The following is a 21,605-nucleotide window of genomic DNA, read 5'->3' as shown; positions in this document are numbered from 1 at the left end:
GGCGCCTAGTTCGTGGAGTTAGAAACTTCCGGAGTCTCCGCCGCCGAAGTCTCCACCGCCAAAATCACCGCCGCCGAAGTCGCCGCCTCCCCAGCCTCCGCCGTCGCTGTGGCCGCCGCCCCAGCCGGCATGTCCGCCGCCGTTGAGGATGGAGTTGATCAGGATGCCGCCCAGGATGGCGCCGCCCAGGCCGCCGCCTCCGCCTCCGCCGAACATGCCGCCCCGGCCGTAGCCCTGGTTGGCGTAGCCGCCGAAGTGGTCCACGTCGGCCTGTGCCAGCTGGGCTGCCTGCGCGGCCAGGGCGTGGGCCTGCTGAGCATAGGTCAGGGCCGTGACGGGGTCCGTCCGCGAGATGGAGAGGGCGTAGTCCAGGTTGCGCTGCGCTTCCGCCAGTCGGGTTCGGGCCTCGGTCCCCACGCCGCCGCGGCGGGCCGTGATGTAGTCCGAGGTGGCGCTGATCTGCGCCTGGGCGGACATGATGGTCTGCTGGAGCGAGGCCTGCGCGCGCCGGGACTGTTCCTGCTGGTCCCGGATACCGGTCAGGGCCTGGTCGAGCGACTGGTGGGCCGCTTCCACGCGCTGGAGCGTGGCGATCGGATCGATCTTGCCGCCCTGGATCTCCGACTTCACCTGTGCCAGCGCAGCTTCCACGCCGGCCACCGGCCCTGCCAGTTCGGGGTGGGCCCCGGACTGGATCATTGCCCGGGCCTGGGCGAGGTCCTGGGAGGTGTCCACAACCGCGGCCTCGAGCCTGTTCCGTGCCTCGTCGAGGCTTGACGAGACCTTGGAGATCGCGTCCAGGAGGACCTTGGTTTGGTGCAGGCTTTCTTCGGCGGCACGGACGGCGACGGCCGCCAGGCTGCCTTCGCCTTCACCGAGCTTCTGCTCCGCGGTTGCCGTGGCGTTCTGGACGAAGGCCAGGCGTTCCTTGGCCTGCAGGATGTTGTCGGAGACCTGCGTCAGGGCGCTTTCGGCATACTTCTCACGCAGGCCGGCAAGGGACTGCTCTGCACTGGCAATTTTGGCATCGGCCTCCCGGGCGCCGGCATTGACGGTGGCGAGGGCCTGCGGGGCATTCTTTTCAAGCTCGCGCAGGGAATCGAAGTCCGCCTTCTGCTCCTGGAGCGACGCCAATGCGGCCTCGGAACGGCGGATAATCTCGCCGTACCACGTGCGCTGCTGCTCCTCGGTGTCCGGGATGTGGTCGTCCAGTTGCTGCTGGAGCTTGAAGGACTCGCTCATGTGGCCCTTGGCTTCGTCCAGCGCCTTGGTGAAGTTCCCGACGGCGGCGTCCCCGTACTGCGCCTGGGCGAACATGAGTTCCTGCTCGCTGGACTTGATGGCGTCGTCCGCCTCGATCAACAGCGAACCGCTCTTGCGCCGCAGCTCCTCGATGCTCAGCGAAGCCAGCGGGTCCACATGCTCGCCCTGGGGCCCATAGCTGGCACTGGACGCCTGGCCGGCAGCCTTCTTGCGCTTGTTGCGGAAGTAAAGGTAGGCGCCCGCACCGCCTGCGGCCACAACGCCCGCACCGACCAGAACGGCAGCACCGGCACCGCTGTCGGATGGGACGTTTCCGCTTCCTCCACTGGCGGCGTCGCCGATTGCAGCAGCGGTGTCAATGGCTGCCTGGGCGAAGTCAGGGTTTCCGCCAGCCAGATTTGCCGTTACGGCGTTTTGGCTGATAGCTCCCTGCTTGGATTTGATGGGGCTGGCAGAGTTCAGGACAAAACTAAACTTGCCGTCATCTTTGGCAATAGCGAGGATCGCGTCAGACCGACCCATGCCCTTGTTGATCGCAACAGCTTCGGCCCACTCTGCGGGGACAGTCGGGTTGGTGAAGGTGTTCACCGTAACCACATAGAGGTTGTACTTTTCGTCCTCAAGGAGCTTCGAAATCGCCTCCTTGACCTCGCCCTCGCGGCTGCCCAGAACATTAGCCTTATCGACAACGTTCGTGCCTGGGGGAATTGTGACCGGGTCCTCGGCCCAGGCCGCGCCGGCCGGCACCGAAAACAGGCCCGCAAGGCCGATCACGGCGAGTGTACGTATGAACTTTGACCGCATGTGCAACCCTTCAGCACGCCTGACACCGATTCGGGACGAATCAGTCGTCTCAGAATCCAGCAGCGCCCCCACGCTTGGTGTGAAGCCGCAGGTCGCTGTGGCAATTCATCTTGATTCTATGGTGCACCCCACACCCCGTCCATTGGGGTGAATATGCCACCAGCGAAACGGTGACGGGGCAGTCCCGAAGCGCCGCATGGACCCTCAGCAAGCTCTCAGCAAACATCCGAGATTGATCCAGCGAAGGGGGCCATAGTTAATGCAGACGAGGATGAAAGGAAGTCCCATGACTGAGAACCAAACTCCCGGACCGGCTCCGGACGGCCGCCCCGGCCGCCAGAACCCCTGGGAGCAGCACTCCGCCCGCCAGGAGGAACGGAGCCCGGAGGCTCGGCATGAGGACAATGCGGGGGCGGCGAGCGGGACAGCTCCGGCTGCCGGCGGACCGGGCACTCCGCAGTCGCAGCACCCCACCGAAAACCTGGGCCAGTACGGCACGAACCCAACCCAGGAGCTTCCCGGCGCGCCCCGCCCGGACTACCCGCAGCGCCAGCCGTTCTATGGGCAGCAGAACTACGGCCAAGGCCAGTGGTCCGGCCAGCAGTACCAGCAGCACAGCCCACAGCAGCCAGGGCGCCACGACCAGGGCGGCCAGGCTGCTTACGGGGGAGCGGCGGGCTATACCCCCAACCCCAAGGATGCGCCGCGCCGGAAGGCAAGTTTCGGCGTCGGAACCCTGGTGGCCAGCATCCTCGCGGCCGGCCTGGTGGGCGGCGGCGTGGCGACGGTCGGCTCGGCGGAGATCTTCGGCAACACCGGGTCCTCGACCGTCGCGGGCAGCAACAGCCAGCCCGGCACCGTCATCGTCAACAACCAGGATTCCGTCAACGAGATCACCGCAGCGGCGGTGAAGGCATCCCCGAGCGTCGTGACCATCAGTGCATCCAGCGGCAGCGCGGGCGGAACCGGCTCGGGCATCGTGCTGGACGACGATGGCCACATCCTGACCAACACGCATGTCGTCACCCTCGACGGCCAGACTGCGAATGCTGCCCTTGAGGTCCGCGCCAGTGACGGCCGGGTCATTCCCGCCAAGCTGGTGGGGACCGACCCGCTCTCGGACCTCGCCGTCATCAAGGTGGACGCCGGCTCGGGCCTGACGCCCGCCACCCTGGGAGATTCCGGGAAGCTCAACGTGGGTGACACCGCGATCGCCATCGGTTCCCCCCTCGGCCTCACCGGAACCGTCACGGACGGCATTGTTTCCACCCTCAACAGGACCATCAGCGTGGCCTCCGCAGCAGCCCCCGAAGAGGGTGACAACGCCGAGGGCGACGACGAGGGCGGCTTCCAGTTCGCGCCTCCGGGCGGCGGCCAGAGCCAGCAGACGGCGGACCAGGGCGAGATTTCCATCAACGTGATCCAGACGGACGCGGCCATCAACCCCGGCAACTCCGGCGGCGCCCTGGTCAACACCAGCGGCGAGGTCATCGGCGTCAACGTGGCCATCGCCTCCGCGGGCTCCAGCGCCTCGTCCACCAGCGGCAACATCGGCGTCGGCTTCAGCATCCCGATCAACCACGCCAAGCGGGTGGCCCAGGAGATCATCGACACCGGCAAGGCTTCCCACGGGCAGCTGGGTGTCAGCGTCAAGCCGAAGGCCGCCTCCAGCACGTCGTCCGAATTCTCGGTGGGCGCGGAGGTGGCCACCGTTGAGCCGGACTCGGCAGCCGCCAAGGCCGGGATCAAGGTGGGCGACGTGATCACCAGGTTCAACGACCTCACCGTCGGTGAACCCGAGCAGCTGACCGCGGCGGTCCGCGAACAGCCCGCCGGGTCAAAGGTCAGCATCACGGTCCTGCGCAACGGCCAGGAACAGGCCCTGGACGTCACGCTGGGCGCCGCGGCCAGCTAGGCACCATAAGGCAGGACCAGCAGGACGTGCGACGGCGGCGTCCCCACCTTGGGCAGGGACGCCGCCGTCGCACGTTCTTGATGGGTGGTACTGACACAGGCGTTAACGGAAGAGGGCACAGGGGCGCGCCTTTGTGGTTAGCTAGGAGCTACCCGTATGCCGGGCATCCCGCGGCCATGACCTCACCCGGCTGGCTGTCCACAAGCATGGAAGGCTGCTGTCACTACAGTGGAAGATACATTGAAGATCATCGTCCTGGTCAAGCATGTACCGGACGCCCAGTTCGACCGTCACCTCAACGGGGAGGGCTTCACGACGGACCGCGATGAGAGCATCCTGTCCGAACTTGACGAATACGCGCTGGAGGCGGCACTGCGGCTGGCCGAGGCGCGCGGCGGAAGCAAGGCCGGCAACCAGGTCATTGCACTCACCATGGGCCCGGCGGGCGCGGCCAACGCCGTCAAGAAGACCCTGCAAATGGGCGCCACCGAGGGCGTCCACCTTTCCGACGATGCCTTGGCAGGTTCGGATGCCGCTGCAACCTCCCTGGCGCTGGCCGCTGCAGTCCGCCACGTGGGCCAGGCGGACCTGATCATTACCGGCATGGCCTCCACGGACGGGGAAACCTCGCTGGTGCCGGCACAGCTGGCGGAACGCCTCGGCCTGCCGCAGGTCACATTCGCCTCGTCACTTGAGGTGTCCGGCGGACGACTGACCGCACGCCGGGATGCGGATACCTCCTCGGAGACCGTGGAAGCGCCGCTGCCCGCCGTCGTGTCCGTCACGGACCAGATCAACGAGCCCCGCTACCCCAACTTCAAGGGCATCATTGCCGCCAAGCGCAAGAGCATCACCACCCTGTCGCTGTCGGACATCGGCGTGGACCCCTCCCAGGTGGGACACAGCGGTTCCTGGACCAGTGTGGTCAACGCCGAGGAACGGCCGCCGCGGACCGCAGGCACCATCATCACTGACGAAGGCGACGCCGGCATCAAGCTGGTCGACTTCCTGGCCGCACAGAAGCTGCTCTAAGAGGGATCACAGACATGGCAAAAGTACTCGTATTTCTTGACAACCCCGGCGCTGAACTGAAGAAGAGCAGCCTGGAGCTGCTGACGCTCGCCCGTACCCTCGGGGAAAGCGCTGTCGCCGTGAACGGCGAGGTCTCTGACGCTGCCGCGGCAACGCTCGCCGAATACGGCGCCAGCACGGTGGTCCGGCCTTCCGCCCAGGACCTCAACGACTACCTGGTCGCTCCCAAGGCGGCCTACGTGGCAGCCGCCGCTGAGGCAACGGGTGCCGGCGTCGTCCTGCTGGACAACTCACCCGAGGGCAAGGAGATTGCCGCCCGCACCGGGATCCGCCTGAACGCCGGCGTGATCACCGACGCCGTGGGCGTTGACGCGGACGGAACAGCGCACAAGTCCGTCCTGGCCGGGTCCTACAACACGTCCTGCAAGGCGAAGACCGCCGTGTCCGTTGTGACCCTGAAGGCCAACAATGTGACCCCCGAGCCCGCCGCCGCTCCGTCCGCACCGGAAACCCTGACCGTGGAAGTGCCCGCAACGGCAGCGGCTGCCCGCATCACCGCCCGCGAGCAGAAGGTCGCCAGCGGCCGGCCGGACCTCACCGACGCCCGTATCGTGGTGGCCGGCGGACGCGGCCTGGACGGCGACTTCGGACCCGTCGAGGAGCTCGCCGACGCCCTGGGTGCAGCAGTGGGGGCGTCACGCGCAGCCACCGACGCCGGCTGGATCAGCCACGATGCGCAGGTTGGCCAGACAGGCAAGACAGTCTCGCCGCAGCTGTACATCTCCGCGGGCATCTCGGGTGCCATCCAGCAGAAGGCCGGCATGCAGACCTCCAAGGTCATCGTCGCCGTCAACAAGGACGCAGAGTCGCCGGTGTTCGAAATCGCCGACTTTGGCATCATCGGGGACGTCTTCGACGTGCTGCCGCAGGCCACCGCGGAGATCAAGAAGCGTAAAGGCTGAGTCTTTGACTGCACTGGACCAGCAGGCACAGAGCCCGTTCAACCCGGCCACGGACCGGGTTGGGCGGGTCCTCTGTTTTGCGGCGCACCCTGACGACATCGACTTCGGCGCCGCCGGCACCATCGCCGCCTGGACGGCAGCGGGCGTCGAGGTGAGCTACTGCATCATGACCGACGGCGATGCAGGCGGCTTCGACCCCGCCCACCGCGCGGACATCATCGCCCTGCGGGACGCGGAGCAGCGCCGTGCCGCCAAACTGGTGGGTGTCACCGATATCCATTACCTTCACCAGCGGGACGGGTACCTGGAGCCCTCGCACGAGGTGATGAAGGAAGTGGTGCGGCTGATCCGGAAGATCCGGCCCGACGTCGTGCTGTCCATGCACCCCGAGCGGAACTGGCGGCGCATCCAGAAGAGCCACCCCGACCATCTGGCGGTCGGCGAAGCGGTGACCCGCGCCGTCTACCCGGCCCTGGAAAACCCGTTCGCCTACCCGGAACTTGCCGAATCCGGACTGGAGGCTTTCAAGCTGCCGTGGCTCTGGCTGTACGCCGGTCCGGAGGAGCGGGAAAACCACTTCGTGGACGTCACCGGCCAGGTGGAAGCAAAGCTGGCCGCCATCCACGTCCACGTCAGCCAGCACCCGGACGTGGAAGCCATGGAAGCCACCGTCCGCCACGGCATGCGGGCCAATGCGGCCCGCGCGGGACTCCCTGAGGGCAACAGCGCGGAAGCCTTCCATGTGGTGGCCATCAACGGACCCGGCACCATCGCCGGGTTCTAGCCTGCAACAGGAAACGCCCCGTCCCCTTCCAGCGAAGGGGACGGGGCGTTTGCCTTTTGTCGTTCGGTCCTAAGCGCCGAGGGGTGCTGCGGCGACTGTGGGCAGGGTGGGGGACTGGGACCCGCCCACCGGTTCCACCGTGATGCCCAGGGCGGACGCGGACGAGATGCCCTGGACAACGGCCGGCTTGGACAGCGCGTCCTCGTCCATCAGGCCCTGCGAGACGGGGGCCGAGCCGTCCTTGGGGATGAGCCACATCTGGTAGACCTTGCCCTCCGGCGGGGCGGGGACATCGTTCATCTTGACCACTGCGGCGTCTTCGGACGCCGAGATGAGCAGTGTGGCGGTGCCGCCCGCGGACACGTCCACGGACGCCTCGCGAAGGTCGCCGGCCCGGATCACCTGGTTCACGGGATCGTTCTGGTCTGCAAGGTAGGAACCCACGCCCACGCCGCCCAGCGCAATGGCTGCGGCGGCCGCAACCCCGGCGAGCCAGCGGCGCGCTCCACCGGGCCGTCGCCGTTCCTCCCGCCGCTGCCGTGCGGCGGCGATTTCATCCACGCCGGCCGTTCCCGCAGCCGTGGCCGGCGGCGCCGAGATGGTTCCGGCGTTGGGCTGCCGGTCGTTCCGCTGGGTGGTGGCGTCCGGCAGTTGGGCAACGATGCGGTTGAAGAGGTCAGCCGGCGGCTCCTCCTCGAACCGGAATGTCGTGGCGAGGGTCTCGCGGGCCTGGCGGACACGCTCCAGGAAAGCAAGGCGCTCCGCGTCCGGGGCGGCCGAGATGTAGTCCTCAATAGCCTGGCGCTCGTGGTCCGTCACGGCGTCCAGGGCGTAGAGTTCCGCAAGGTCCACGGCACGGCCGGAGGCCAGGTCCATGGCAACGGTGTCGCCGAAAGCTCCGGAGCGGCCGTTGGGTCCTTGGTTCATTTCTGTCATCTCAACTCACCCCCAAACAGGTCTTCAGTCGGATCAGTCCGTCGCGGATGCGGGACTTGATGGTTGGTACTGCTGCGTTCAGCCGCTCTGCCACCTCGCGGTAGGTGAGGCCGCCGTAGTAGGCCAGGCGTACGGATTCCTGCTGCGTTTCGGTCAGGGTTCCCAGGCAGCGGACCACGGCTTCGGCCTCGAGCCTGCTGCCCACTTCATCGGAAACCGTGTCATGGTCAATGTCCTGCGTGCTTGCCCCGTACTTCGCCTCGCGGTCCGTTGAGGACTGCGAGGACCTGACCTTGTCCACCGCACGCCGGTGCGAAATAGTCATCAGCCAGGACAGCGGGCTGCCGGCGGCGGGATCGAATTTCGCCGCGCTCTGCCACACCTGCAGGAAGACTTCCTGCGTGGTGTCCTCGCTGAGCTCGGGGTCGATCAGCACCCTGCGCGCCATGCCGAACACCCTGCGGGACGTCAGCTCGTAAAACTCCGCGAAGGCCGCCTGGTCGCCCTGTGCAATGCCCGCCAGGAGGAGCGCAAGGCGGTGGCTCAGGTCAGCCGGCGGATCTGTCACCGCGGCAGAAGCCTCGGCATTTGGCGCATTGGGAGTTTCCATTACTACCAAGCATAAGTCTCCCGGCGGTGAATCCTTAGCAGTTCCGCTCCGGCTGGTGGGGTTAGCCCGAGAGCCTGCTTCCAGTAGTGTCACCTGCTGCTCCTTGATCAGCGCCGGAAATGTTTCCAGGAGTCATTCGGGGCAGAACGGGAAATGGATGGGTGGTGCAGAAGAATCTTTTAAACCGGGGGCGCGCCCGGGGTTTCAGATACGCGCGCCCGCAAATCCCTGTTGCCGCCAGGCCTCGTAGACGGCGATGGAGGCGGCGTTGGCAAGGTTGAGTGAGCGCAGGGCAGGCAGCATGGGCAGCCGCACGGTGGCAGTGACGTGGGGGTCCTTCTTCAGCTCTTCCGGAAGCCCCACGGATTCCCTGCCGAACATCAGCACGTCGCCGGGCTGGTAGGAGATGTCCGTGTAGCTTGCAGTTCCGTCCGCCGTGAAGGCATACACGCGTTCCGGCTGCAGGTGCTGCCAGGCGTCCTCGATGGTCTTGTGGACCGTGACGATGGCGAGGTCATGGTAGTCGAGGCCGGCGCGGCGGAGTTTGGCGTCGGAGAAATCGAAGCCCAGCGGTTCCACAAGGTGCAGTTCAGCCCCCGTAATGGCGGCAAGCCGGATGGCGTTGCCGGTATTGCCGGGGATTTCAGGGGCGTGGAAGAGAATGCGGAACACGGTTCCATCCTAGCGACAGCCCGCCGGCCATGGCGTTTCAGTGCATGCCGCGCAGCAGCCGGGCCAGGACGGGGACGTTGACGGTGTTCGGCGCCGGTCCGGAGGCCAGGAACTCCTTAATGCCCCGGACCATCCCGGCCGCGTTGACGATCTGGACGGTTTCCAGGGCTCCGGACGGGCGCCGGTGGTGGTCGATGACGGGCTCGTGCAGGTTGCCGGTGGGACTGAGGACCACGGTCCAGCCGGTGACATTCAGTTCCGGAAAGATGTCCTGCATCGCCCGGACCAGGTGGGCCAGCTGCGGTGGGGCTATGGTGCGGGCGCCATGATTGAGGGTCCTGCCGTCCCAGGCATACGCGCCTTTGGGAAGAAGCATGGAATTGACCAGGGCCAACCGGTATCCGGAGAGGACCGCGTGGTCGATGTGGCTGTTGTCTGCCGGCGACTGGAGGCCGTTGACAAGCCGGGCGGCCGGAATCGCCGGCAGGACCTGGCGGGTCAGGAGCTGCACCGTGCGCATCTCCCGCTGGATCCGGGCCTCGGCGCCGAAGATGCCGCGCTTGCGTGGCATGCCGTGTACCTGCTGGCTGGCCTGTGCCAGGGGGATGAGTGGGACGCTGCCCGGCGTCACGCCGTCGTAGGCAGGTACGTAGACGGGCGGGTCTCCGGCAGTGTTCCGGGCGCTCCCCGGCCGGTGGACGGTGGCTGACGCGCGGCTGCCCGCTGGAGGGGCGTCGAAGTGGGCTTCATCGTTGGCTGTATCGCGGACAGTACCTGCCGCGTAGGACCGGTCATAGGCCTTGCGGCGTTGCGGATCGATGAGGGTCTCGTAGGCGGCAGTCACCCGGCGGAAGGCAGCAGCGTCACCCCCGTGGTCCGGGTGGGCGGTGCGGGCGGCACGGCGGTACGCCACCTTGATCTCCTTGTCGGTGGCAGTGACCGCGACCTGGAGGACCTGGTAGTGGGAGCTGTTGCGCTCGCTCAAGCACACATCCTTTTCCTTGTGGACCGGCCCGTGAATGGAGCCGGGCCAGCCCAGTTTAGCCAGCATTGCCGCCGGCCCTGATGTGACAACGAGCGCCCGGGTTCCGCAGGTTCCCGCGTTCCCGCAGTCTAGACTCGTGGGGGCACGGCCGGGCGGCCGATGGGGAAGGCAGTGGGTGGAGATGGAAACACCGACGGCGGGACGGCCTGCCGGAAACGGCCGGCGGAGGGCGGTGCTGGCGGCCGCGCTCGTCACGGTCCTGCTCAGCGGGTGCAGCCTGGACGTGCGGGATCCCGCCGCACCGGAAGCCGCGGAGAGTCCAACCGTGCCCGCCACCCCCACCATCACCCCGGGGCATGATGCCGAGGCCGTGGCCGCGCAGGACCTGCCCTTCAGCGCCGGCGGCATCCTTGCCCGCGGCGTGCCTGTCGGGATTTCCGACGGGTTGAGGGAGGCGCCGGGCTGGCAGGTCGTCAAGGAAAACGTGGCGGGGGAAAGCCAGTACCTGAAGGCGGACGGTTGCCTGGTTTCTGCCAGGGTCCGCGGCAACCAGGAAGCCTTTGCCCGGGCGGACGACCGTGAGTCGACTGTTGCGCTGTTCCAGTACCTGGATCCCACTGTCCTGCCGGGCTACCTGAAGACAGACTCGTTGCGCTGGGGTGAAGATCTGGAAGCACCGGAGCGCCGGGTGGAGGTCCTGCTTCTCGAGCAGGCCGCGCCCGGCGGCAGGGCAACAGCTGTCATGGCGCGGCTCTTCGCAACGGCAGGCTCTTCGGTCTACGTCTCCGTTTCCTGTCCCGATGCCCCCTCCCTCGCGGGAGCCCGTGCGGACGTGGCCACCCGGCTCCAGGTCCTGCCGCCGTCGAACTAGGCTGCGAGGCGGCACCCGGGGGAGCGATGCCTCGAAACCGCTAGAATTACAGGGTGCCCGCCTACCTCGATCATGCTGCAACCACCCCGCTTTCCGCTGAGGCTTTGGCTGCCCTGACCCGCGAACTGGCCCGCACCGGCAACCCGTCGTCGCTGCACGGCTCGGGCCGGCGGGCGCGCCGGACGGTGGAGGACGCCCGGGAAACAATAGCCGCTGCCGCCGGGGCGCACCCGTCCGAAGTGATCTTTACGTCCGGCGGCACCGAATCGGACAACCTTGCCGTCAAGGGCCTCTACTGGGCCCGCCGGGCCGAAGACCCTGCGCGGCGGCGCATCCTGTGTTCTGCCGTCGAACACCATGCAGTGCTGGACACCGTGGAGTGGCTGGAGCGCCATGAAGGCGCGGAGGTGACATGGCTGCCCGTTGACGGCGAAGGTGTGGTGGACCTGCCGTTCCTCGAGGCCGAACTCGCCCGTGATCCGGCCGGCATTGCGCTGGTGACCGTGATGTGGGCCAACAATGAGGTGGGTACCATCCAGCCGGTCCACCGCGTGGTGGAGCTTGCCCATGCCGCGGGCGTTCCGGTGCATTCGGACGCCGTGCAGGCGTTTGGTTCCCTGCCCGTGCATTTCAGGGACTCCGGCCTGGACGCCATGTCCATCAGCGGCCACAAGATCGGGGGACCGGTGGGCGTGGGTGCCCTCCTGCTCGGCCGTGCGGTCAAACTGACGCCGGTCCAGCACGGCGGCGGCCAGGAACGCGACGTCCGGTCCGGCACCCTGGACACCGCCTCCATAGCCGCCTTCGCCGCTGCCGCTGCCGGGGTAACCGCAAATCCAGCCGACGAAGCCGCGCGCATCGCTGCCCTGCGGGACCGCCTGATCGAGGGCGTCCTCGAACGGATTCCGGAAGCCGTCCTTCGAGGCGCCCCGGGAGCCGGGCGGCTCCCGGGCAATGCGCACTTCACCTTCCCGGGCTGCGAAGGTGACTCACTGTTGTTCCTTCTGGACCTGGCCGGAGTGGAATCATCAACGGGATCCGCGTGCACCGCCGGAGTGCCGCGTCCCTCCCACGTCCTGCTGGCCATGGGGCTTGACGAGGAGACAGCCCGGGGTGCCCAGCGCTTCACGCTGGGCCACGCTTCCACGGACGCCGATGTCGACGCCCTCCTGGCTGCCCTGCCGGATGCGTATGCACGTGCCCGCCAAGCCGGTATGGCCGGTCACGAGTCCTCGATCCAGACAGCCGGGACCATTGCCCGCCAGGTGCCGGGCAGCCGCTGACCCGGCACCCGCGGCGGACGACTTTACACGAGGCCGTAGAATAGATAGGCAAGGATCGTTTCCGGGAGCCTGCCTGGTCGATTTGCGCAGTCCATTTGCGCAACCTATCTGCGCAGCCGATCCGGGCAGTCGTTTTTCACAGCCGGTCCGCGCCACCGGGCGCCGGCCAAAAACCTTCCCCTACAGAAAGCCAGCATGCGAGTTCTAGCAGCCATGAGCGGTGGAGTTGACTCCGCCGTTGCCGCCGCCCGCGCCGTCGAGGCCGGGCACGACGTCGTCGGCGTCCACCTGGCGCTGTCACGGATGCCGGGCACCCTGCGGACGGGCAGCCGGGGCTGCTGCACCATCGAGGACTCGCGCGACGCGTGGCGGGCCTGCGACGTGCTGGGCATTCCGTACTACGTGTGGGACTTCTCGGAGCGCTTCAAGGAAGACGTGGTCCAGGACTTCATTGACGAGTACGCTGCCGGCCGCACTCCCAACCCCTGCATGCGCTGCAACGAGCGCATCAAGTTCGCGGCGTTGCTGGAGAAGGCGATCGCCCTGGGCTTCGACGCCGTCTGCACCGGCCACTACGCGAAGGTCATCGAGGACGCCGACGGAAACCGCGAACTGCACCGCGCCGCGGACTGGGCGAAGGACCAAAGCTATGTCCTGGGTGTCCTGACCCACGAACAGCTCAAGCACTCCATGTTTCCGCTGGCCGATACGCCGTCCAAGGCGGAAGTCCGGGCAGAGGCCGAACGCCGCGGGCTGTCGGTGGCCAACAAGCCGGACAGCCATGACATCTGCTTCATTCCCGACGGCGACACGGCAGGGTGGCTCGCCGAGAAGATCGAGATGACCCGCGGCGACATCGTCGACGAGACCGGAGCCAAGGTGGGCGAGCACCCGGGCGCCAACGCGTTCACCGTCGGCCAGCGCCGGGGCCTGAAACTGGGTACCCCTGCCGCCGACGGGAAGCCGCGCTTCGTGCTCGAGATCAGGCCCAAGGAGAACAAGGTGGTCGTCGGCCCGCAGGCATTGCTGGCCATCGACGAGATCCGCGGCATCAAGGTGTCCTGGGCGGGCCTGCCCATCCGGGAAGTCGAAACCGGCGAGGAGTTCGACTGCTACGCCCAGGTGCGTGCCCACGGCGACCCGGTGCCCGCCGCCGCCCGCATGGAGACGGCCGGGGACTCAGCAGGGCAGCTGGTGGTCCGGCTGGCAGACCCCCTCCGCGGGGTGGCGCCCGGGCAGACCGTTGTCCTTTACCAGGGCAGCCGGGTCCTTGGCCAGGCCACCATCGACGCCGCCCGGTCCCTGCAGCGCGCCGCGCTGTAGCCCACGAATCCCACTAACGCCGCCCCGGTCCCCGGGGCGGCGTTTTTGTTGTGGAAGCACATTTCTGCGGACCGGACGGGGCGGATCGGGCCGGCACTTAAATTTTGTGGCGCGACTCACACAAATGGTCCGAGCTGAGTGTTGACTCTCTGATTGAATCTTTCCCATCCGTACAGCGTCCCCCGCCTAAGCAGACGAACCCCATGTGGTCGGCGGGCGCGCACTCATCGAACAGAAAGTTCACAGATGACGAAGAAGAGCACCAAAACCCTGCACGGCGCCATCGCGCTCGCAGGCATCTCTGCCCTGGCCCTGACTGCCTGCACGGGCCCCTCGGGCGGCGGCGGAACCTCGACCGGCAGCGCCGGGGGCGGCGCCATCACTTACGGGACGACGGACAAAGTGGTCACGCTGGACCCCGCAGGCTCCTATGACGGCGGCTCATTCATGGTGATGAACCAGATCTATCCCTTCCTGCTCAACTACGCCCCCGGAACCGCCGACGCCGCTCCGGACATCGCGGAATCAGCCTCCTTCACCAGCCCCACCGAATTCACGGTGAAGCTGAAGCCCGGCCTGAAGTTCGCCAACGGCCACACCCTTGACTCCTCCGACGTCGTCTTCTCGTTCAACCGGGTCATGAGCATCAACGACCCCAACGGCCCGGCCTCCCTGCTGGCGAACATGGAAAAGATCGAGGCAACCGACCCGGACACGGTGGTCTTCACCCTCAAGGCCGGCAACGACCAGGTGTTCCCGGGTGTCCTCGCCTCCAACCCCGGCCCCATTGTGGACGAGGAAGTCTTCCCGGCCGACAAGATCATGGACGATGACGCCATCGTCGCGGCAAAGCCCTTCGCCGGGCAGTACACCATCGACAGCTACAAGAAGAACGAGCTGGTCAACTTCAAGCCCAATCCCGACTACCAGGGCCTGCTGGGCGAGGCGGCGAACGACGGCGCCACGCTCAAGCACTACGCGGACCCAAACAACCTGAAGCTGGACGTGCAGCAGGGCAACATCGACGTTGCCGGCAGGATCCTGACTGCCACCGACGTGGCCGACCTCGAGTCGGACAGCAGCGTAAAGGTCCACAAGGGCCCCGGCGGCGAGCTGCGCTACATGGTCTTCAACTTCGACACCATGCCGTTCGGAGCCAAGACCCCCGAAGCCGACCCTGCCAAGGCCCTGGCAGTGCGGCAGGCAATCGCGCACCTGGTTGACCGGGATGTGATCGCATCCCAGGTCTTCAAGAACACTTACACCCCGGTCTACTCCTACGTGCCCAAGGAATTCGAGGGAGCAACCGAACCCCTGAAGAGCCTCTACGGGGACGGCAGCGGCAAGCCCAGCCTGGAAAAGGCCAAGCAGGTGCTTACTGATGCCGGCATCACCTCCGTGGTGGACGTCAAGCTGCAGTACACCGACAGGTACGGCACGTCCGCCGCGGACGAATACGCCCTGGTGAAGGAACAGCTGGAGAAATCGGGGCTCTTCACGGTGGACCTCAAGTCCACTGAGTGGACCACCTACACCAAGGAACGGCGGGCGGATGCCTACCCCGTTTACCAGCTCGGCTGGTTCCCGGATTACTCCGACGCCGACAACTACCTCACGCCGTTCTTCATCCCCGGCAACTTCCTGGGCAACCACTACGAGAACCCGGCCGTGACCGACGTCGTCAACAAGCAGCTGGTCGCCACCGACAAGGCCGAACGGAGCGAGCTGCTGGGCCAGGCCCAGGAAGCCATCGCCAAGGACCTCTCCACCCTGCCCCTGCTGCAGGGCGCCCAGGTGATGGTCGCCGGGACTGATGTCAAGGGCGTGGAAAAGACCCTCGATCCGTCCTTCAAGACCCGCCTTGGCGTGATGTCCAAGTAGGTCCAGCCGGCAAGCCGCGCCACGGGGCGGGGCGCCCGCACGGCGTCCCGCCCCCGGTGCTGGCTGATGGCGCTGGCAGGACCAGCGCCCAGACGATCCGAAGGTTCCCATGACCACATTGATTGACGCGCCGCCCGGCGACACGGGCGGAATTCTTCCTGCCGCGAGGAAGTCCTCCGGCGGAGGACTGGGACAGTACATCCTGGTCCGCTTCCTGCTGATTTTCCCCACTATCTTCATCCTCGTGACCATGGTCTTCTTCCTGATGCGGATTACCGGCGACCCCATCACGGCAGCCATGGGAGGACGGCTGCCCGCCGACCAGCTCCAGGAACGCATCGAGGCTGCAGGCTACGACCGGCCCATCCTCGTCCAGTACTTCGAATACCTCGGCCAGCTGGCCACCGGCAACTTCGGCCGTACCCTGACCGACAACCGTGCCGTCGTCGAGATGCTCACCACGTATGGTTCGGCCACCCTGGAACTCAGCCTCAACGCGCTCGTCGTGGCCCTGCTCGTGGGCATTCCCCTGGGAATGCTCGCAGCCCACCGCCGCGACAAAGCGCCGGACGCCGTCCTGCGGGTCTTCGCCATCCTGTGCTACGCCACCCCGGTGTTCTTCGCGGGAATGCTGCTGAAGCTCACCTTCTCGGTGTGGCTGGGCTGGCTGCCCGTGGCCGGCAGGGCAAAGACCTCCAGCGAACTTGCCCTGACCTCGCTCGAGGCCCCGACCGGCATCTACTGGCTGGATGCCCTGCGGAGCGGCAACATGGCCGCGTTCGCCGACGTCGTGGCCCACGCCGTCCTTCCGGCCCTGGCGCTCGGCCTGCTGACGGCAGGCATCTTCCTCCGCCTGGTCCGGACCAACGTCATCGGTACCCTGGGCCGTGACTACATCGAGGCCGGACGGTCCCGCGGCATCAGCGAGTACCGGCTGGTGACCAAGCACGCCTACAAGCCGGCCCTGATTCCCATCATCACCGTGATGGGCCTGCAGATTGCCGTGATGCTCGGCGGGGCAGTGCTGACAGAGAAAACGTTCGAATGGAAGGGGCTCGGATTCCAGCTGGCCAACTACCTGACCGCACGCGACTTCGTGGCGGTGCAGGGCATCGTGGTGCTGTTGGCGATCATCGTGGCCCTGACCAACTTCATCGTGGACATCATCGCCGCGCTGATCGACCCCCGCGTGAGGTACTGACATGGCCAATCCCGACGTGCCCCTTCCGGCGGCAAACCCCAGGGCACCGCTCCTCCGCCGCCTTCCGGTCATCTCCCATTACACCCGGAGCGTGGGACTCCAACGCGGGATGCTGGTGGCCGGGCTGGTCCTGACCGGCGCGTTCGTGCTGACGGCGCTCTTCGCCCCGCTCCTTGCGCCGTACGGCTACTCGCAACTGTCCGACGACGACGGCAACTTCCCCACGCAGCAGGCCCCGGGCGGCAAACACCTCCTGGGCACCACCGTAGGAGGGTACGACGTCCTGTCGCGGGTGATCTGGGGTGCGCAGACTGCGATCCTGGTGATCGTCGTCGCCGTCGCCATGTCAATCGTCATTGGCGTGGTCCTGGGCCTGGTCAGCGGATACCTGGGCGGCTGGCTGGACAGGATCCTCGTGGTGGTTGCCGACGCCGTCTACGCGTTTCCATCGCTCCTGGTAGCCATTGTGATGGCCATCGTCATCAGCGGCGGCCAGTCCAGCCTGGTGGGCGGCATCTTCGCCGCCGGGACCGCCATCACCCTGGTTTTCATTCCACAGTATTTCCGGGTCATCCGGGCGGAGACGGTCCGGCTGAAAGCGGAACCCTTCGTTGAATCCGCCAAGGTCGTGGGGGCGTCCAACATCCGGATCATGGGCAGGCACATCTACCGCAACGCCACCAGGACCCTGCCCCTGATCTTCACCCTCAACGCCTCGGAGGCAATCCTCACCCTGGCCGGCCTGGGCTTCCTCGGTTTCGGCATCGAGCCAAGCTCGGCCGCGGAATGGGGCTTCGACCTGAACAAGGCGCTCGCCGACACCACGTCGGGAATCTGGTGGACAGGCCTGTTCCCCGGGATGGCCATCGTGCTCACGGTGGTGGGCCTGACGCTGGTGGGAGAAAGCATCAACGACCTGAACGATCCCCGCCTGCGGGGGAGGAAATCCGCAGCCGGCAAAGTGATGCCGGCTCCAACTGCCGCGGGTCCAGGAACTATGGCGCACGCCGCCACTGATACGGAAGTGAGGGGATCATGAGCGCCAACGCTGCTGCAGCCACCGCGAGCCGGGACCAGCCGGATACCCGGGTCCTGGACATCGGGCACCTGAGCGTCACCTTCGCCACGGACGGCGGCGACGTCCGGGCCGTCAAGGACGTCAGCCTGGACGTCAGGGCAGGGGAGGTGCTGGCCATTGTGGGGGAGTCCGGTTCCGGGAAGACGGTGACCGCCAAAACCATCCTGGGATTGCTGCCGGAAACTGCCACCAGCTCCGGCACTGTCCTCATCAACGGGGCGGACGTGATCAGCGTCAGTGCCGAACGGCTGCGCCAGATCCGCGGGTGTGACGTGGCAATGGTCTTCCAGGAGCCGTCAACGGCCCTGAACCCGGTGTTCACCGTCGGCTGGCAGATCGCCGAAGGCATCCGCGCCCACTCCGGCCGCAACGGCGCGAAGCGTGTGTCCGCCAAGGAGGCCAAGGCCAGGGCCGTGGAGGCGCTGCGCAAGGTGGGCATCCCGGATCCCGACCACCGCGTCAATTACTATCCGCACCAGTTTTCCGGCGGCCAGAAGCAGCGGGTGGTCATCGCCGCGGCCCTGGCACTCAATCCGGGCCTGATCGTTGCGGACGAGCCCACCACCGCCCTGGACGTCACGGTGCAGGCCGAAATCCTGGAACTGCTCCGCGACCTGCGGGACAAGTACGGCACCTCCATAGTGCTGATAACCCACAACATGGGTGTGGTGGCGGACCTCGCCGACCGCGTGGTGGTCATGTACCAGGGCAACGTTGTTGAGGAGGCGCCGGCGCGCAAACTCTTCGCCGAGCCCAGGCAGGACTACACCCGGAAACTGCTGGCCGCCGTGCCGCACCTTGGACACAATTCGGCTTCGGAGGGCCAGACCGTGCGTCCCCATCAGGATGCGGAAGTCCTGGTGGCTGCCAGCAACCTGTCCATCGAATACCCCGGCCGGCTCGGTACCCCTGCTTTCACCGCCGTGGACCGGGTCAGCTTCACCGTCTCCAGGGGTGAGGTGTTCGGGCTGGTGGGGGAATCCGGATCCGGCAAAACCACCATCGGGCGGGCCATCGCCGGACTCAACCGGACCACGGGCGGCAGCCTCAAAGTGCTGGGCTACGAGATGCTGGACTTCCGGGAGCGGACCTTCAAGCCCCTCCGCAAGGACATCGGCTTCGTGTTCCAGGATCCCGCGGCGTCCTTCAACCCGCAGCTGACCATCGGGGAGTGCATCGCCGAACCTATGGTCATCCACACAAAGCCCGGCCCCGCCCAGGCCCGTAAACGCGTCGGTGAACTGCTCGAATCAGTCCAGCTGCCGGCGTCGTACGCCGGCCGCTACCCGCACGAACTCTCCGGCGGGCAGCGGCAGCGGGCATCCCTGGCCCGCGCCCTGAGCCTGAATCCCCGGCTGCTGATTGCCGACGAACCGACGTCGGCCCTGGACGTTTCGGTCCAGGCGAAGGTCCTGGACCTGTTCAAGGACATCCAGCAGGAATTCGGGTTCGCCTGCCTGTTCATCAGCCACGACCTGGCGGTGTTGGACATCCTCTCGTCCTGGGTGGGGGTCCTGTACAAGGGCAGTCTGGTGGAGCAGGGCATCGGGAGCCAGGTCATGGGCAGCCCGCAGCATGACTACACCAAACGGCTCATTGCCTCCCTTCCCGTGCCGGATCCGGAGGAACAGGCGCGACGCCGGGAACAGCACCGGGCGCTGCTGGGCATCTGAGCGCAGTGCCGCCAAGCGCCGGTGCCGGGGCGGCACCCCGGCACCGGCGCTTAACACCCGGCCCATCGGGCCCGCTGCCCATAGACTGGGATCATGACGCAGCACAACCTCCCCTCACCCGACTCAGACGAATACGATCCCTCCGCCAGCTCATTGGCCGGCCAGGTGGACAGTTCGGTGATGGCTGAACTGCTGTCCATCCGCTCCAGCATCGACAACATCGACGCCACGCTGGTGTACCTCCTGGCGGAGCGTTTCAAGGCTACGCAGAAGGTGGGTTTCCTGAAGGCCGCCCACCGGCTTCCCGCGGGTGACCCGGGTCGCGAGACGGCGCAGATCGCACGGCTCCGCAGGCTCGCCGAGGATGCCCACCTGGACCCCGCCTTTGCCGAGAAGTTCCTGAACTTCATCATCGGCGAGGTCATCCGCCACCACGAGGCGATCGCCGAGGACCACCAGGCCGCCTCCGGCCAGCACCCGCAGGCATCAGCACTCACGTGACCGTGGCTGAACGGCACGAACCCGCCGCCGCGCCGGAGAAGGCCCGGCCGGCGGAAGTAACGGCGACCGGGCTGGGGCCATGGCCGGGCGAGGACCCCCTGGAAGCTGCCAGGATCATCCGCGGAGAACTCGGCAGTCCCCACCTGCCGTTCCTGGCTGAACTGCCGGCCCGGGGCGTCGGTTCCGATGCGCTGGGCCGTACCGCGTCCCTGCTCGAGGAGCTGGCCGTCGATGTCCAGCCCTACGGATGGCGCCTCGTGGACCGTCCGGGCAAGGATGTGCGCCGGGCAGCCTCGGCGCTTGCCACCGACATCAACGTCCTGGCCGATGTGGCGGGGACCGAGGAGGCGTCCGCCGAGGAAATCAAGGTCCAGCTGCTGGGCCCCCTCAGCCTGGCCGCCGGCCTGCACCTGCACAACGGCGAACGCGCGCTGATCGATTACGGTGCACGGCGGGACCTGGCTGAGTCGCTGGCTGCCGGCGTCGGTGGCTACCTTAGCCGGGTGGCCGCAGCCGTGCCCGGTGCACGCCTGGTGGTCCAGCTGGATGAACCTGATATCGCCGCCGTGCTCGCCGGCACCATCCCCACGGCCAGTGGCTACCGCACGCTGCGGGCTGTTGCCACGGCGGAAGCCCGCGAAGCGTGGCGGCTGGTGATTGAAGCCCTTCGGGCCGCGGGAGCCGTTGAAGTGGTGGTGTCCGTTCCCGCCGTCGAAGCCCCTTTCGAGCCGATCCTCGCTTCCGGTGCGGACGGTGTCGCGGTGCCCCTGAAGGCCCTGACCACCCGCCAATGGGAGCACCTTGCCGGGGCCGTGGAGACAGGCAAGCGGCTGTGGGCCGGGGCGCTGGATGTGGACGGGGACACCCTTCCCAAGGTTGCGGACTGCGTGGAATTCGTGTGGCGGCCGTGGCGGCAGCTCGGTTTGCCGGCGTCGTCCCTGCGGACCCTCCGCGTCACGCCGTCGGCTGGCCTGGCGGACCGCACCCCTGCGCAGGCCACCGCGGTGCTGGGCAGGCTGACGCAGCTGGCGGACGGGCTGAACCAGCTCGCCCTCGGCTGACCGGCGGAACCGGTCAACTCCCGTCGTCCTAGACCCGGTTCTCCCAGCGGTCCGGCTGCGCGTAGCGGGGAAGGAAGCTCTGGGCCGCGCTGCCTCCGGTGTAGGGCCGCAACCTGTAGTCGAAGCTTCCGGCGTAGACCAGGACCAGACCGATTTGCGGCTGGATGACCTTGACCTGGATGCGGTGCTTGCCGTTGGTGCCGCCCGCGGGATCCCACCACTGCTCGGCGTACGCCTTGGCGTCCACCGGTGCCGGCAAGGGCACCCGGAGCGGGCCAAGGAACAGGCGGGAGGCTTCAGAGACGCCTCGCAGCCGTCCCTCCGGGGTGACACTCAGGTTCAGGTCGGTCACCATGCGGCGGTAGCGGCCCACGTAGTCAACCAGCTGCGGTGACCCGTTGCGGATGGTGGCGCTGGTGGTGTCCTGGAAAATCCGGGTCCTTCCGGGAAAGCGGATCTCCCGGCGGGCGGTAAGGCTGGAGCGGCCAAACGGGTCCTGGTGGGCGTGATTCTCGATCCGGAATGGAATGTTCTCGCCATATTCGGGGAAGAAGGCCTCCTCGCTGCTGGTCAGCCGCAGCAGCGGCCGCAGCCATTCCTGCCGGCAGCCCACTACATCGAATGTCCCTTCACCGATGCCGTAGCGGCCCGAACCGGGCACCAGGGAGAAGTACTCCTGCAGTTCCGGCTGCAGCCTGGCAAAGTCCGTTCCAAGGACCTGCTGGTAAATCGGTACGTTCACGAAGCTCCTCCTGCGGGCAACACACTAC

At 67.1% G+C, this 21,605-nt stretch carries 20 protein-coding genes; 13 read left to right on the top strand and 7 right to left on the bottom strand.

Annotated elements, in window-relative coordinates; genetic code table 11:
* Window positions 1-18: 18 nt before the first annotated feature.
* Entirely contained in the window at window positions 19-2,067 is a 2,049-nt protein-coding gene (locus ACJJV6_RS00845) for a TPM domain-containing protein (protein ID WP_407709708.1), read from the bottom strand.
* Window positions 2,068-2,353: 286 nt separating this feature from the next.
* Between ACJJV6_RS00845 and ACJJV6_RS00840 the strand changes: the two genes are divergently transcribed.
* Window positions 2,354-3,982 carry a S1C family serine protease gene (locus tag ACJJV6_RS00840; RefSeq protein WP_407709707.1) on the top strand — a complete coding sequence of 543 codons (1,629 nt, stop codon included), beginning with the start codon at window positions 2,354-2,356 and terminating at the stop codon, window positions 3,980-3,982.
* Here the strand turns inward: ACJJV6_RS00840 and ACJJV6_RS00835 are convergent.
* A complete protein-coding gene (locus tag ACJJV6_RS00835) occupies window positions 3,979-4,101 on the bottom strand; it encodes a hypothetical protein (protein WP_407709706.1) in 123 nt (40 codons plus the stop codon). The genes ACJJV6_RS00840 and ACJJV6_RS00835 overlap by 4 nt on opposite strands.
* A gap of 121 nt (window positions 4,102-4,222) precedes the next feature.
* Between ACJJV6_RS00835 and ACJJV6_RS00830 the strand changes: the two genes are divergently transcribed.
* From ACJJV6_RS00830 to ACJJV6_RS00820, 3 genes are read left to right on the top strand one after another with little or no spacing between them, the layout of a single operon-like run.
* Window positions 4,223-5,014 carry an electron transfer flavoprotein subunit beta/FixA family protein gene (locus ACJJV6_RS00830; protein ID WP_407710449.1) on the top strand — a complete coding sequence of 264 codons (792 nt, stop codon included), beginning with the start codon at window positions 4,223-4,225 and terminating at the stop codon, window positions 5,012-5,014.
* 14 nt (window positions 5,015-5,028) lie between these two features.
* Window positions 5,029-5,976, top strand: coding sequence for an electron transfer flavoprotein subunit alpha/FixB family protein (locus ACJJV6_RS00825; protein ID WP_407709705.1), 948 nt, complete (start codon window positions 5,029-5,031; stop codon window positions 5,974-5,976).
* A gap of 4 nt (window positions 5,977-5,980) precedes the next feature.
* Window positions 5,981-6,760, top strand: a complete 780-nt coding sequence (locus ACJJV6_RS00820; RefSeq protein WP_407709704.1) for a PIG-L deacetylase family protein — start codon at window positions 5,981-5,983, stop codon at window positions 6,758-6,760.
* Between the two features lie 69 nt (window positions 6,761-6,829).
* Here ACJJV6_RS00820 and ACJJV6_RS00815 read toward each other — a convergent pair whose 3' ends face one another.
* From ACJJV6_RS00815 to ACJJV6_RS00800, 4 genes are all read right to left on the bottom strand, one after another.
* Window positions 6,830-7,696, bottom strand: a complete 867-nt coding sequence (locus ACJJV6_RS00815) for an anti-sigma factor domain-containing protein (protein WP_407709703.1) — start codon at window positions 7,694-7,696, stop codon at window positions 6,830-6,832.
* A 1-nt stretch (window position 7,697) separates the two neighbouring features.
* Window positions 7,698-8,306, bottom strand: a complete 609-nt coding sequence (locus tag ACJJV6_RS00810) for a sigma-70 family RNA polymerase sigma factor (RefSeq protein WP_407709702.1) — start codon at window positions 8,304-8,306, stop codon at window positions 7,698-7,700.
* Between the two features lie 204 nt (window positions 8,307-8,510).
* On the bottom strand, window positions 8,511-8,978 hold the full coding sequence (locus ACJJV6_RS00805; protein ID WP_407709701.1) for a tRNA (cytidine(34)-2'-O)-methyltransferase: 468 nt from the start codon (window positions 8,976-8,978) through the stop codon (window positions 8,511-8,513).
* Between the two features lie 37 nt (window positions 8,979-9,015).
* Window positions 9,016-9,963 (bottom strand): J domain-containing protein, encoded by a 948-nt coding sequence (locus tag ACJJV6_RS00800; protein WP_407709700.1) that lies wholly within the window; start codon window positions 9,961-9,963, stop codon window positions 9,016-9,018.
* A gap of 181 nt (window positions 9,964-10,144) precedes the next feature.
* Between ACJJV6_RS00800 and ACJJV6_RS00795 the strand changes: the two genes are divergently transcribed.
* From ACJJV6_RS00795 to ACJJV6_RS00755, 9 genes are all read left to right on the top strand, one after another.
* A complete protein-coding gene (locus ACJJV6_RS00795) occupies window positions 10,145-10,834 on the top strand; it encodes a hypothetical protein (protein WP_407709699.1) in 690 nt (229 codons plus the stop codon).
* A 53-nt stretch (window positions 10,835-10,887) separates the two neighbouring features.
* A complete protein-coding gene (locus ACJJV6_RS00790) occupies window positions 10,888-12,117 on the top strand; it encodes a cysteine desulfurase family protein (protein ID WP_407709698.1) in 1,230 nt (409 codons plus the stop codon).
* 195 nt (window positions 12,118-12,312) lie between these two features.
* Complete coding sequence (gene mnmA / locus ACJJV6_RS00785) at window positions 12,313-13,440, top strand: tRNA 2-thiouridine(34) synthase MnmA (RefSeq protein ID WP_133346102.1); 1,128 nt, start codon at window positions 12,313-12,315, stop codon at window positions 13,438-13,440.
* A 246-nt stretch (window positions 13,441-13,686) separates the two neighbouring features.
* Window positions 13,687-15,321 (top strand): ABC transporter substrate-binding protein, encoded by a 1,635-nt coding sequence (locus ACJJV6_RS00780; RefSeq protein WP_407709697.1) that lies wholly within the window; start codon window positions 13,687-13,689, stop codon window positions 15,319-15,321.
* A gap of 109 nt (window positions 15,322-15,430) precedes the next feature.
* The gene (locus tag ACJJV6_RS00775; protein ID WP_407709696.1) at window positions 15,431-16,522 is read left to right on the top strand and encodes an ABC transporter permease; all 1,092 of its coding nucleotides are present in this window, start codon (window positions 15,431-15,433) and stop codon (window positions 16,520-16,522) included.
* 1 nt (window position 16,523) lies between these two features.
* Window positions 16,524-17,561, top strand: coding sequence for an ABC transporter permease (locus ACJJV6_RS00770; protein WP_407709695.1), 1,038 nt, complete (start codon window positions 16,524-16,526; stop codon window positions 17,559-17,561).
* Window positions 17,558-19,273 carry a dipeptide ABC transporter ATP-binding protein gene (locus ACJJV6_RS00765; protein ID WP_407709694.1) on the top strand — a complete coding sequence of 572 codons (1,716 nt, stop codon included), beginning with the start codon at window positions 17,558-17,560 and terminating at the stop codon, window positions 19,271-19,273. Before ACJJV6_RS00770 ends, ACJJV6_RS00765 begins: the two co-directional genes overlap by 4 nt.
* Window positions 19,274-19,366: 93 nt before the next feature.
* The gene (locus tag ACJJV6_RS00760) at window positions 19,367-19,774 is read left to right on the top strand and encodes a chorismate mutase (RefSeq protein WP_407709693.1); all 408 of its coding nucleotides are present in this window, start codon (window positions 19,367-19,369) and stop codon (window positions 19,772-19,774) included.
* A 2-nt stretch (window positions 19,775-19,776) separates the two neighbouring features.
* On the top strand, window positions 19,777-20,835 hold the full coding sequence (locus tag ACJJV6_RS00755) for a hypothetical protein (protein ID WP_407710448.1): 1,059 nt from the start codon (window positions 19,777-19,779) through the stop codon (window positions 20,833-20,835).
* Between the two features lie 28 nt (window positions 20,836-20,863).
* Here the strand turns inward: ACJJV6_RS00755 and ACJJV6_RS00750 are convergent, their stop codons facing one another.
* Window positions 20,864-21,577: a DUF4166 domain-containing protein gene (locus tag ACJJV6_RS00750; protein ID WP_133346112.1), complete on the bottom strand. Its 714-nt coding sequence runs from the start codon at window positions 21,575-21,577 to the stop codon at window positions 20,864-20,866.
* Window positions 21,578-21,605: the final 28 nt, after the last annotated feature.

The sequence above is a fragment of the Arthrobacter nitrophenolicus genome, assembly GCF_045833485.1.
GTDB classification, from domain to species: Bacteria; Actinomycetota; Actinomycetes; order Actinomycetales; family Micrococcaceae; genus Arthrobacter; species Arthrobacter nitrophenolicus.
The sequence above is the reverse complement of the archived record's forward strand: the minus strand, read 5'-3'. Positions and strand labels throughout refer to the sequence as shown.

Coding starts and splice junctions, on each gene's coding strand:
- ACJJV6_RS00770 (WP_407709695.1), top strand. CDS start 16,524: ATGGCCAATCCCGACGTGCCCCTTCCGGCGGCAAACCCCAGGGCACCG.
- ACJJV6_RS00760 (WP_407709693.1), top strand. CDS start 19,367: ATGACGCAGCACAACCTCCCCTCACCCGACTCAGACGAATACGATCCC.
- ACJJV6_RS00775 (WP_407709696.1), top strand. CDS start 15,431: ATGACCACATTGATTGACGCGCCGCCCGGCGACACGGGCGGAATTCTT.
- ACJJV6_RS00825 (WP_407709705.1), top strand. CDS start 5,029: ATGGCAAAAGTACTCGTATTTCTTGACAACCCCGGCGCTGAACTGAAG.
- ACJJV6_RS00780 (WP_407709697.1), top strand. CDS start 13,687: ATGACGAAGAAGAGCACCAAAACCCTGCACGGCGCCATCGCGCTCGCA.
- ACJJV6_RS00795 (WP_407709699.1), top strand. CDS start 10,145: ATGGAAACACCGACGGCGGGACGGCCTGCCGGAAACGGCCGGCGGAGG.
- mnmA (WP_133346102.1), top strand. CDS start 12,313: ATGCGAGTTCTAGCAGCCATGAGCGGTGGAGTTGACTCCGCCGTTGCC.
- ACJJV6_RS00815 (WP_407709703.1), bottom strand. CDS start 7,696: ATGACAGAAATGAACCAAGGACCCAACGGCCGCTCCGGAGCTTTCGGC.
- ACJJV6_RS00845 (WP_407709708.1), bottom strand. CDS start 2,067: ATGCGGTCAAAGTTCATACGTACACTCGCCGTGATCGGCCTTGCGGGC.
- ACJJV6_RS00765 (WP_407709694.1), top strand. CDS start 17,558: ATGAGCGCCAACGCTGCTGCAGCCACCGCGAGCCGGGACCAGCCGGAT.
- ACJJV6_RS00840 (WP_407709707.1), top strand. CDS start 2,354: ATGACTGAGAACCAAACTCCCGGACCGGCTCCGGACGGCCGCCCCGGC.
- ACJJV6_RS00810 (WP_407709702.1), bottom strand. CDS start 8,306: ATGGAAACTCCCAATGCGCCAAATGCCGAGGCTTCTGCCGCGGTGACA.